The sequence below is a fragment of the Novosphingobium hassiacum genome (assembly GCF_014196055.1).
In the GTDB taxonomy this organism is placed as follows: domain Bacteria; phylum Pseudomonadota; class Alphaproteobacteria; order Sphingomonadales; family Sphingomonadaceae; genus Novosphingobium; species Novosphingobium hassiacum.
On sequence record NZ_JACICY010000003.1, the window covers coordinates 157,312 to 169,452 of the forward strand.

The 12,141-nt window shown below is 63.4% G+C and carries 8 protein-coding genes; 4 read left to right on the forward strand and 4 right to left on the reverse strand.

Annotated features, from left to right (window positions below):
* Positions 1 to 33: 33 nt before the first annotated feature.
* On the reverse strand, positions 34 to 888 hold the full coding sequence (locus GGQ88_RS08010; protein ID WP_183612631.1) for a p-hydroxycinnamoyl CoA hydratase/lyase: 855 nt from the start codon (positions 886 to 888) through the stop codon (positions 34 to 36).
* A gap of 789 nt (positions 889 to 1,677) precedes the next feature.
* Between GGQ88_RS08010 and GGQ88_RS08015 the strand changes: the two genes are divergently transcribed.
* Complete coding sequence (locus tag GGQ88_RS08015) at positions 1,678 to 1,995, forward strand: UrcA family protein (RefSeq protein WP_183612632.1); 318 nt, start codon at positions 1,678 to 1,680, stop codon at positions 1,993 to 1,995.
* A gap of 117 nt (positions 1,996 to 2,112) precedes the next feature.
* Here the strand turns inward: GGQ88_RS08015 and GGQ88_RS08020 are convergent, their stop codons facing one another.
* From GGQ88_RS08020 to GGQ88_RS08030, 3 genes are all read right to left on the reverse strand, one after another.
* Entirely contained in the window at positions 2,113 to 3,030 is a 918-nt protein-coding gene (locus GGQ88_RS08020) for a response regulator transcription factor (protein ID WP_183612633.1), read from the reverse strand.
* Positions 3,031 to 4,656, reverse strand: coding sequence for an ATP-binding response regulator (locus GGQ88_RS08025; RefSeq protein WP_343057126.1), 1,626 nt, complete (start codon positions 4,654 to 4,656; stop codon positions 3,031 to 3,033).
* Positions 4,657 to 4,848: 192 nt separating this feature from the next.
* On the reverse strand, positions 4,849 to 5,052 hold the full coding sequence (locus GGQ88_RS08030; protein ID WP_183612634.1) for a hypothetical protein: 204 nt from the start codon (positions 5,050 to 5,052) through the stop codon (positions 4,849 to 4,851).
* Between the two features lie 226 nt (positions 5,053 to 5,278).
* On the opposite strand from GGQ88_RS08030, the gene GGQ88_RS08035 reads away from it, so the two are divergent.
* The 3 genes from GGQ88_RS08035 to glgB all read left to right on the forward strand — a co-directional run bounded on the left by GGQ88_RS08035 (position 5,279) and on the right by glgB (position 12,135).
* Positions 5,279 to 7,357 carry a TonB-dependent receptor gene (locus GGQ88_RS08035; RefSeq protein WP_183612635.1) on the forward strand — a complete coding sequence of 693 codons (2,079 nt, stop codon included), beginning with the start codon at positions 5,279 to 5,281 and terminating at the stop codon, positions 7,355 to 7,357.
* A 191-nt stretch (positions 7,358 to 7,548) separates the two neighbouring features.
* Positions 7,549 to 9,960, forward strand: a complete 2,412-nt coding sequence (locus GGQ88_RS08040; protein ID WP_183612636.1) for a glycogen/starch/alpha-glucan phosphorylase — start codon at positions 7,549 to 7,551, stop codon at positions 9,958 to 9,960.
* 9 nt (positions 9,961 to 9,969) lie between these two features.
* Positions 9,970 to 12,135 (forward strand): 1,4-alpha-glucan branching protein GlgB, encoded by a 2,166-nt coding sequence (glgB, locus tag GGQ88_RS08045; RefSeq protein WP_183612637.1) that lies wholly within the window; start codon positions 9,970 to 9,972, stop codon positions 12,133 to 12,135.
* Positions 12,136 to 12,141: the final 6 nt, after the last annotated feature.

Here is a 12,141-nt window from a genome sequence, read left to right on the forward strand (position 1 = left end):
GCTCCCTCAAACGGGAGGGGAAGTTCAGTCAGATCAGCGCTTGATCTTGCTCGTATCGAACGTGCCGAGACCGGGCTTGAAGCTCTTCTCGTCGAGGAACTGGCGGGTGGCTTCCTTACGCGCCTCGACGCCGCCGAAGTTGTGCAGGGCTTCCTGCGTGCGGATCAGGTAGTCCTCGGCGTTGTCGTAGGTCATTTCCGCAACACGGCGCACGGCCCACTTGGTCGCGCGAAGGGCGTGGCCGTCCTTCTTCGCCAGCGCTTGGGCAATTTCGAGGACGCGGGCGTGGAGCCGGGCGGCAGGGACGGCTTCGGTGACGAGGCCCTGGGCCTCGGCCTGCTTGCCGGTGAGGTTCTCGCCCATCATCGCATGGTACAGCGCCTTGCGCAGCGGCATCAGGTCGGCCGCGACCTTCGACGCGCCGCCGCCCGGAAGAATGCCCCAGTTGATCTCGGACAGGCCGAACTGCGCGTCTTCGGCGGCAATGGCGATGTCGCACGAGAACAGCGGGCCGTAGCCGCCGCCGAAGCACCAGCCGTTAATCATCGCAATGGTCGGCTTTTCATACCAGCGAAGGCGCTCCCACCACGAATAGGCTTCGCGCTGGGCCTTGCGGATCGCACCGAGGCCTTCGGCTTCGGTTTCGCGGAAGTATTCCTTGAGATCCATCCCGGCCGACCAGGCATCGCCCTCGCCGGTCAAAACCAGCACCTTGACGTCATCGCGGAATTCGAGATCGGCGACGACCTTGCCCATCTGGCGGTTGAGCTTGGGGCTCATGCAATTGCGCTTTTCCGGGCGATTGAACTTCACCCAGGCGATGCCGTCTTCAACGGTATAGGCGACAGTGTCTTCTTCGGCGCGTTCGATTTTTGGCTGGTCGGTCATGGTCGGTCCTCTTGCATGGCGAAGGTCAGATCGGAGTGGCCCGAGCGTGTCGGGTTGGCTGCGGTCGCTGGCCACCCATAACGTCAATCCGCGCCAATATGTTATGTGTTATAGCAATCCGAGGGAGCGTCTGCAACCGCAGAAGCGAGCGCGTCGATTCAGCCATTGGATATGCGCGCGATGCATTTATGTACTCAGGCGATTATCCCGCATTCGTATGAGTCCATTGTTTTTCCTGTAATTAACTACACCTCGATGGACCTGCAGAGCCAGGCGCACCATGTACGGTTGCAGATATCGCAACTGCGGTGGTTACTTTCGCACTTGCGACCCGAGTGAAACCGCCCCATCTCGGACGGGCCTTTCAGGCATCCTCTCCCAAAACTTCAAAGGGCCGCCCCGGCAACGGAGCGGCCCCTTTTTTGCCCTGGTGCAATGTTCAGATGGCGTGTGGGAGGATCATACCTGCGGATGCGAACGCGACATTGCTCGCGCTATTTTCTGCACCGCCATCGGGAAAGCGCCGCCCGTATCCGCCGTGGCGCCCGCTTACCGCCGAAACGCCCTTGATCAGCGCAGAGGGCAACCGCGTTCGGTGCTGCGCCCGCAATTGCCGCACAGCACCATGATCTGGCAGCAAAAATATTGGACCACTGTCCTAAGTTACACTTGTGCGCCTACGTGATTCGGCGTATTTTCCAAGCTTGGATCAGGAACCGGGAAAGCCCGCCGATTCATGAAAGAGCGACGGACCAACCGCCGCTTCGACAAGAAACGCAGGAGAATGCCATGAAGAGGCACTTTATCGCCCTGGCGGCGATCGGCTTGCTGTCTGCGCCGCAGACGGCTTTCGCCGGTGAAGCAGCTCAAACCGTCCATATCTCGGTATCGTCCGAGGGACTCGACCTCAGCAATTCATCGGACCTGCGACGCTTGCGTGTGCGAATTTCCGAAGCAGCGGCCGAGGCATGCGATCCTTCCGACAGGTGGATCGACAAGACGCTGCCGAACTACCAGTGTCGTCGCGCGGCAATTGCGAGCGTCGAACCGATTGTGCAGCAGATGGCGAGCGCTGCAAGACATGGTCAGGCCGCGCGAAGCCGCTAGCCAGACCACATCGTCCTACTGCTGGCCCTGCAACAGCGATGCAGGCCGGTGCGGCGTTGGGCGCGTGGAAGTTTCCCCTTTGCGCGTCCGGCGTTGCAAACAGCGCTCAGTCGGCAGTCAGTTGCCCAAAACCTTGATCGCCATGGCGGCGGCGGCCGCGCGCGTTTCGACGCCGAGCTTTTCATAGATCCGCTCGAGGTGCTTCTGAACCGTGCGCGGACTGATCGCCAACACTTCGGAAATCATGCCGTTCGACTTGCCGTAGCTGATCCACAGCAGCACCTCGGCCTCACGGTCAGTCAGCGACAGGCGTTGCTGCAGCTTGGTCACGTCCGCGCGGGGGTTCAGCTCGTTGAGGCGGATAAGCACCTCGTTCTCGCGGTACTGCGCGATCACCACCAGTTCGAGCGTGGTATCGCCCTGATCGATCTTGGCAGCGGCACCGGGCGGCGAACTGCGCCCGAGCAGCCGTTCGACCGGAACGCGCAATGCAGTGGGGAGCGGGCCGCGCTCACGGCTCCATTCCGGGCTGGCGCGCGCGATCGCCTGTTCCGCAAGCGGCGTGCACCAGAGTAGTTGCCCGCGCGTATCTGTCGCCATCATCATGCGCCCAGTGGCGTCGAGGCTTGCCGCGCCCGCCTGCATTGCCCGAGCGTTGCCGATGTGGACGCGGACGCGCGCAAGCAGTTCATGGACGTTGACCGGCTTGCGCACGTAATCGACACCGCCGACCTCGAAGCCTTCGATCACGTGCTCGCTCTCGGTCAGCCCGGTCATGAACACGACGGGGACATGCGCGAGCAAAGGCCGTGCCTTGATTCGCGCAGTGGTCTCGAAGCCGTCGATCCCCGGCATGACCGCGTCCATCAGGATCAGGTCGGGCACGATATGCTGGAGCAAGTCGAGCGCGGCATCGCCGGAGATGGCGACGAGCACGGTGATCTCCGCGCCTTCGAGCGTGTCGGTCAGGAAACGCAGCGAATCCGGCTCGTCATCGACGACGAGAACCGTATCGCGGCGGGCACCGCCACTCATCTAGAATTCCTCCAGCGTTCGACCAAGGCCCGCAAGATCGAACCGGTCGAGGCAATCGTACAGGGTTGCAATCAGCACGCGCGCATTGGGATCGGCACGTTCAAGATTGCGGATCTCGTCCTCCAATGCGCGCACGTGGCCGATCCGCACAAGCGATTTCAGTCGTTGGGCATGTTCAAGCGCGGCTGGTGTCAGCTCAGGCACGCTATCGCGGCGTTCGGATTTTGCCGCATCGGCCGATACGGGCCGTGTCCATTCGAGGCCGAGCAATTCTCCCAGCGTGTCGATCAGAAGTGAAAGATCGATCGGCTTGAGCAGGAAACGGTCGTGGTCGGGTTCCTGGCCGGAAGCGCCGTGGCGCTCGGACGCGTTGGCCGAGAGCATGATGATCCGCATGGCGGCCCCGTGCACGGCGCGTAAATGGGCGGCGGCCTCCCAACCCGAGATTCCCGGCATGCTGACATCAAGGATCACCGCGTCGAAGTGCGTCTGTCCTGCAAGCGCCAGCGCGGTATGGCCGTCGCTGGCCTGCGACAGTTCGAAGCCGAGTTCGCCCAGCGCACTTCGCAGGAGCGAACGGTTGTCGGGATCGTCGTCGACGAGCAGGAGCGAGCGGCGATCACCGGTATAGCCGGTCGGCCTGAGCGCAGCGGCAGCGCGGTCGACGACGCCTGAAACCTGCGGCATCAACAGCCGGACAGTGAAGCACGTGCCATGCCCGGCAAGGCTGTCGACCGAGATGTCGCCGCCAAGCATGTTGACGATCGCGCGCGTGATCGCCAGGCCAAGGCCCGCGCCCGATGCCTCACCGGCGCCGGTCTGATCCATCCGCTCGAACGGCATGAACGCCTGTTCGGCATCGGTAGACGCTATACCGGGGCCGGTATCGCGCACTTCGAATGTCGCGGTCTGGCCCGCCCATTTCAGCGACAACACGACGGTGCCCGACGCTGTGAACTTGACCGCGTTAGACACCAGATTGATCAGCACCTGCCGGACGCGGCGCACGTCCATGCGGACGAATTCGGGAAGTCGATCGGGCGTTTCGCAACGAAACTCGAGGCCTTTGGCTTCGGCCTGCGGACGGAACATGTCGGCGACCTGTTCGACCACGGGTCCGAGACGAACGACGGCGTTGTCGATGCGCACGATGCCCTGTTCGACCGAGGCGATATCGAGCAATCCTTCGACAAGGTTGGTGAGGTGTTCGGCGCTGCGCCGGATGACCCGCGCGGCGTCCCTGGGGTCGACGGCCGTTTCCTGTTCAACCAGCTGCGCGTAGCCGTAGATCGCGTTGAGCGGCGAGCGGATTTCATGGCTGACATTGGCCAGATAGCGGCTCTTGGCAGCACTTGCCGACTGCGCGGCATCACGGTCGCGGATGAGCTCGGCGAGTTCGACGGGCACCGGTTCGACACGGGCTGGGACGAAGGCAAACAGCGCACAAGCCGCGATGGCGCTGATCAGGGTGGCGACATAAAGCACGTCGCTCTGACCCGGCACGAGCATGTCGGCTGCTATCAGCACAAGCGTGAGGACACAGGACACGCCGGCGGCAAGTTCGGCGCGGCGCGGTGCGCGCGCCGACGGAGCGGCCCGCGCAGACAAGCGCGCAGGCAGTCTCACGATCTCGTCCACCGTATTTTCAGGACCCGCCCCGTCCGGTCCTTCTGGCTTGCAACCATTCCCACAACCCCAAGCACCCGCCAACTAATGTCATCCGGGCCACGGGATTGTGCACTGCAAATGTTTGCGACTCAAGCCCCCGAGAGTGCCCCCTACCCTAAGGGGAAGTCGTGAGGGCCTTACCCAAAGCGATCAAATCACCTCGTCACGTTGCAGGCGCTGCAACAGACGTATCGCGACCGAATGCCGGATTGCCTGCCCCTCGCGCAATTTAACCCATGTATTCAAGCCGATGCCGAAGTGATTCTGGATCACGTCGGGCTTCTGGCTCTTCAGCATCGACGCCATTTTATGCACCACGGCCGGTTCGACTTGGGTGAGACGTTGCGTTGTCATTGTCCCTCACTCGTTAGGATGTGCTGCACACCATATTTTGCGGCGCAGCACATGGGATACGCCATTTGCCGAATGTCATTCCCGGACAATTGTCATAAATTTGCATGCTGGCTCCCGACCTAGCGATCGGCGGCATTGCACAACCTCACATTTTTCTGGCGAATCGAGCGAGCCGGACTACTGACCGCTCCAGCGCCGCTGCGCCGGTCATGCTCTGGAGCTTTAGATGCGGCGTACAGCCACTTGCCTGCCCGGCCTGCTCTCGTTCTCCGCGATCATCGTACCGGTGTTCGCACGGGCGCAGGACGCCGATATCCAGCCGACACCGGCCACGCGTCCGATCGTCGTGATCGGCTCCGGCCTGCAGGCTCCACCAGCCGCAACCGCTTACAACGTCCAGACGATCGAACGCGAACGCCTGCTCCAGACGGGATCGGGCCGTCTTGAAGACGCACTGTCGTCGGCCGCAGGCTTCCAGCAGTTCCGCCGCTCGGACAGCCGCTCGTCAAATCCGTCGGCGCAAGGAATCACCCTGCGTTCGCTTGGTGGAAACGCTTCGAGCCGGACGCTGGTACTACTCGACGGTGTCCCGATGGCTGATCCGTTCTTCGGCTACATCCCGTTGAGCGCCATCGCGCCAGAGCGGCTGGCGTCTGCGCGGGTCACGCGCGGCGGCGGTGCGGGGGCATTTGGTGCCGGCGCGGTGGCGGGCACGATCGAGCTTGACAGCGCCAATGCCGACCAGCTCGGTCTGGTACAGGCAAGCGCGATGGCCAACAATCGCGGCGAGACCGAACTGTCGGGCGCCGTCGCTCCGAAACTGGGCGATGGGTTCGCGATCGTTTCGGGCCGCTGGGATCGAGGCAAGGGGTTCTTCACGACGCCGGTTTCCCAGCGCGTTGCCGCCAGCGCGCGCGCACGTTTCGATGCCTGGTCGGCAGGGCTTCGCGCTGTCGCGCCACTTTCGGCTGACGTCGAATTGCAGATGCGCGGACTGGTCTTCGACGACCGCCGCACGCTGCGCTTCACCGGCGCCAACACGTCATCGAGTGGTCAGGATGCCTCGCTGCGGCTGGTCGGTCGAGGCGACTGGGCATTCGACGTGCTGGCTTACGTGCAGGCGCGCGATTTCTCGAACATCGTGATCAGCTCGACGAGCTTCCGCAAGACGCTCGATCAGCGCGCGACGCCCTCGACCGGAGTCGGCGGCAAGGCCGAACTGCGCCCGCCGGTCGGCGATGCCCACGTGCTGCGGCTGGGGGCCGACGTTCGGCTCAACGATGGCGAGACGCTGGAGGATGCCTATTCGGCTGTTACTGGCCTGGTTACCGCGCGCCGTCGCGCTGGGGGCAAGACCAGCGATCTGGGGCTGTTTGTCGAGGACGACTGGACAATCGGCGCACTGGTCCTGACCGCAGGCGCACGCGCCGACGGCTGGACGATCCGTAAGGGCTTCTTTGCCGAGGCAACGCCAACAGGCACGCTGACCACCGACCTCGCCTTCCCGGGCCGCAGTGGCTGGCAGAGCAGCTTTCGTGGCGGCGCAGTGCTGACCGCGAGCGGAACCGTATCGCTGCGCGCATCGGCCTACACCGGGTTGCGCCTGCCGACGCTGAACGAGCTTTACCGCTCTTTCAATGTCGTCGCACCGCGCAACAACGGCGGAGTGGCGATCACCGCGACGCAGCGCAATCCCGCCTTGCGCAACGAAAAACTGGAAGGATTCGAGGCGGGCGTTGACCTGACGCCTCTCCCCGGCCTGACGCTCAACGCCACCGCTTTCGACAACCGCGTGCGCCACGCGATAGCCAACGTCACGCTCGGCAGCAGCGGCAATACCGTGACCCGTCAGCGCCAGAACGTGGATGCGGTGCATGCGCGCGGGATCGAGCTTGGCGGCAGGATGCGCGCGGGCCAGGTTTCGCTTGAGGGCTCGCTCGCCTACACCGATGCCGAACTGGAAGCATCCGGACCTTCGGCAGCGCTCGACGGCAAGCGGCCTGCCCAGACTCCGCGCTGGGCGGCGGCGACCACGCTGTCATGGCGTCCTGCGGATCGATGGTCGCTTGGCGTCACGCTGCGTCACACCGGGGCGCAGTTCGAGGACGACCTTGAGACTGACCTGCTGCCCTCGGCGACAACTGTGGACGCATTCGCACAAATCCCGCTTGCCGGACCAGTCAGCATGGTCCTGCGCGGCGAGAATCTGGGCGGTGAAACGATCGTGACGCGGTTGCAGGACGGTTCGATGGACATCGGCACGCCGCGCACGGTCTGGGCAGGCATTCGCATCGCCCTGCGCTAACGCAAACGTATTCTCTACGGCGATCGCATCATAAACTTGCAAGTCTCGCCAATTCGCCGCTTGCCGATCAGCGTTGCGCTGTCCTACCCACGCTACCTGGGGGTTTGATGAGCCGCAGCCAGGGCATCGCGACTACGCGAGCAGGCTGCGACGAGAGGCAGGTGCGGAAGCAACAGGGTGGGACGTGTGCCATGAGCCTCGATATCGATTCCAATGCGGGCAAGATCGACGCGCAGATTATCGACGTACTGCGCCATCGCGTGGGCAAGGACGAGCGCGCCGCCAAGCCGCATGACTGGTACACCGCGACTGTACTAACCCTGCGCGATGCGATCATCGACCGCTGGATGGAATCGACCCGCAAGACTTATGCCGAGGGCGGCAAGCGGGTCTATTACCTCAGCCTCGAATTCCTGATCGGCCGCCTGCTGCGCGATGCGCTGTCGAACATGGGCCTGACCCGGGACATGGAAAAGGCACTGCGCGAACACGGGTTCGACCTGTCCGCGCTGGAAGACCTCGAGCCTGACGCGGCGCTGGGCAATGGTGGCCTCGGACGGCTGGCAGCCTGCTTCATGGAGAGCCTCGCCAGCCTCGACATCCCCGCTTACGGCTATGGCATCCGCTATGTGAACGGCATGTTCCGCCAGCGCATCGATGATGGTTGGCAGGTCGAACTTCCCGAAACCTGGCTGTCCCATGGCAATCCGTGGGAATTCGATCGCCGCGAAAGCGCCTATATCATCGGCTTCGGCGGAGAAGTGGTCGATACCGGCGAAGGCGTCGAATGGAAGCCGGCTGAAAAGGTTGAGGCGAGCGCGGTCGACACCCCGGTCGTCGGCTGGCGCGGCAAGCGCGTCAATACGCTGCGGCTGTGGACGGCGCATGCCTTCGATCCGCTGCGACTGGATGCCTTCAACGCAGGCGACCACTTTGGCGCGCAGGCCGAGCAGATCCGCGCCGACAGTCTGGTGCGCGTGCTCTACCCTGCGGACTCGACGCCGGCGGGCCAGGAACTGCGGCTGCGGCAGGAGTACTTCTTCACCTCCGCCTCGATCCAGGACATCGTCCGCCGCCACGTCCAGTACCACGGCGATATCCGGACCCTGCCCGACAAGGCCGCGATCCAGCTCAACGACACCCACCCCGCCGTGGCCGTGGCCGAATTGATGCGGCTGATGGTCGACGTCCATGGGCTTGAATTCAGCGAAGCATGGGAGGTGACCAAGGCAACCGTGGGCTACACCAACCATACCTTGCTGCCCGAAGCGCTCGAGACCTGGCCATTGCCGCTATTCGAACGCCTGCTCCCGCGCCACATGCAGATCGTCTACGCGATCAACAGCCGCGTGCTGCGCGAGGCCCGCAAGGCTGGGATGGACGATGGCGCAATCTCTTCGATCAGCCTGATCGAAGAGGGCGGCGAGCGGCGCGTACGGATGGCAAACCTTGCCTTTACCGGCGCGCACAGCGTCAACGGCGTGGCCGCGCTCCACACCGAGCTGATGAAATCGACGGTCTTTTCGGACCTGCACAAGCTGTACCCTGCGCGGATCAACAACAAGACCAACGGGGTTACCCCGCGCCGCTGGCTGCAGCAGTGCAATCCGGGGCTGACGTCGGTGTTGAAGGACGCAATCGGCGACGCGTTCCTCGACGACGCGCTTAAGCTGTCCGACCTGAACGCGCTGGCTGGCGACGCTTCGCTGGGTGAGCGCATCGCTGAGGTTAAGCGCTCCAATAAGATCGCGCTGGCCAAGCACATCAAGACGCTGACCGGCGTGCGGCTCGATCCCGATGCGCTGTTCGATGTGCAGATCAAGCGCATTCACGAATACAAGCGCCAGCTGCTCAACCTGATCGAGACAGTCGCGCTCTATGACCAAATTCGCAGCCACCCCGAACGCGACTGGGTGCCGCGCGTCAAGATTTTCGGCGGCAAGGCGGCATCGAGCTATCACAACGCCAAGCTAATCATCAAACTGGCCAACGATATTGCGCGCCGGGTCAATTCCGATCCTTCGGTCGGCGGGCTGCTCAAGGTCGTGTTCGTGCCCAACTACAACGTCAGTCTGGCCGAACGGATCATCCCGGCGGCGGACCTGTCCGAACAGATCTCGACCGCGGGCATGGAAGCGTCGGGCACGGGCAACATGAAGTTCGCGCTCAACGGCGCGCTGACCATCGGCACGCTCGATGGTGCCAACGTCGAGATCAAGGATCATGTCGGCGACGATCACATCGAGATTTTCGGACTGACCGCGCAGGAGGTCGAAGACCAGCGCGCCAATGGCTATGTCCCGCGCGAGGTGATCGAAAACTCACGCGAATTGAAGCAGGCGATCGAAGCCATCGCCAGCGGCGTGTTCTCGCCCGACGACAAGGATCGCTACAAGGGCCTGATGGGCGGACTTTACGACCACGACTGGTTCATGGTCGCAGCCGATTTCGACGCCTATCACGCGGCCCAGCGCAAGATCGACCGACGCTGGGAAAACCAGCAGGGCTGGCGTGCCTCGGCCATTCGGAACATTGCCAATGTCGGGTGGTTCTCATCAGACAGAACAATCGGCGAATACGCCAGCGACATCTGGGGAGTCTGAAGGACCAACATGCAGCCATCGGCGAGCGCCATCGAAGCCCTGCTTGACGGGACGCACGCCGATCCTTTTTCGCTTCTGGGGATTCACCAAGGTCCTGCCGGTGCGTTTGCACGCGCCGTTCTGCCGGGAGCGCAGACCGCCGTTGCATGGTCGCTTGGCGGCAAAAAGCTGGGCGAACTTGCGTGTGTGGACGGACGCGGATTGTTCGAGGGCAAGGTTACGGGGCAGCGCCAGCCCGTGCGCTATGCCTGCACCGCAGGCACGCACGAGTGGCTGGTGACCGACCCTTACTCCTTCGGACCGGTGCTAGGCCCGACGGACGATTTCCTGATCGCCCAAGGCACGCATCTGCGCCTGTTCGACAAGCTCGGCGCACACCTGATCGAGCATGAAGGCGCGTCCGGCGTGCACTTCGCGGTATGGGCACCGAACGCCAGTCTTGTCAGCGTGGTGGGCGATTTCAACGACTGGGACCACTGCCGCCATCCGATGCGCCGCCGCGCCGATATCGGCGTGTGGGAAGTGTTCATTCCCGACATCGGCGAACACCGCATCTACAAGTACCGAGTCGTCGGCGCGGACGGCACCGTCCAGCCACTCAAGGCTGACCCTTTCGCCCTCGCCTCCGAGTTCCGGCCCTATACCGGTTCGGTCACTGCGCATCCGGTCAAGCTCGACTGGGGCGACGCCGATCACCGCGCGCATTGGGCAAGCGTCGATGCCCGCCGCCAGCCCATGTCGATCTACGAAGTGCACCCCGGATCATGGCAGAAGCCGCATGACGAGGGCTTCTACACGTGGGACGAACTCGCCGAGCGCCTGATCCCCTACGTTACCGAGATGGGCTTCACCCACATCGAGTTCCTGCCGGTTTCCGAACACCCCTACGATCCGAGTTGGGGCTATCAGACCACCGGCCTTTACGCCCCGTCCGCCCGGTTCGGCCCACCCGAAGGTTTTGCCCGCTTCGTCGATGGCGCACACCGCGCCGGTGTTTCCGTCCTGATCGACTGGGTGCCCGCGCACTTCCCGACCGACGAACACGGCCTCATCCGGTTCGATGGCACCGCGCTCTACGAACACGAAGATCCGCGCCTCGGCTTCCATCCCGACTGGAACACGCTGATCTACAACTTCGGCCGCCACGAAGTCGTCAGTTTCCTCGTCAACAACGCGCTGTTCTGGGCCGAGCGCTATCACGTCGATGGATTGCGCGTCGATGCGGTCGCCTCGATGCTCTACCGCGACTACTCGCGCGAGGCGGGCGAGTGGATCGCCAACGACGAAGGCGGACGCGAGAACTGGGAGGCGGTCGCCTTCCTCCAGAAGATGAACCGCGCGGTCTATGCCGCCCATGCCGGTTTCCTGACGATCGCCGAGGAATCGACCTCATGGCCCGGTGTCAGCAAGCCCGCCTTCGATGAGGCACCGCGCGAGCACTTGGGCTTTGGGTTCAAGTGGAACATGGGCTTCATGCACGACACGCTGCAGTACATGGCGCGCGAGCCGATCCACCGCAGTTTCCACCACGACGAGATCACTTTCGGCCTGACGTATGCTTTCTCCGAGAACTTCGTCCTGCCGATCAGCCATGACGAGGTCGTCCACGGCAAGGGCTCGCTGCTGACCAAGATGAGCGGCGACGACTGGCAGAAGTTCGCCAATCTGCGCGCCTATTACGGCTTGATGTGGGGCTATCCCGGCAAGAAGCTGTTGTTCATGGGCCAGGAATTCGCCCAGCGCCGCGAATGGAGCGAGGCGCGTTCGCTCGACTGGAACCTGCTGGAGGCCCCGGCCCACGAAGGCGTTCGCCGCTGGGTGCGCGACCTCAACCGTATATACATCGCACGCCCTGCTCTCCATGCCCGCGATTGCGAGCCGGAAGGGTTCGAGTGGCTGGTGGTCGACGATGCGCAAGCGTCGGTCTTCGCCTGGCTACGCAAGGCTCCGGGCGAAAAGCCGCTCGCGGTGATCTGCAACATGACACCGCAAGTCCACGATCACTATCGCCTGCTCCTGCCCCGCGACGGCTCATGGCGCGAAGTGCTCAACAGCGACGCGCAAGACTACGGTGGCAGCGGCATCGGCAATCTGGGCGAAGTGACCGCACAGGACGGCGCAGCTTTCGTCGTACTGCCACCATTGGCGACCATTATGCTCGAATTTCAGGGATAGGGACGG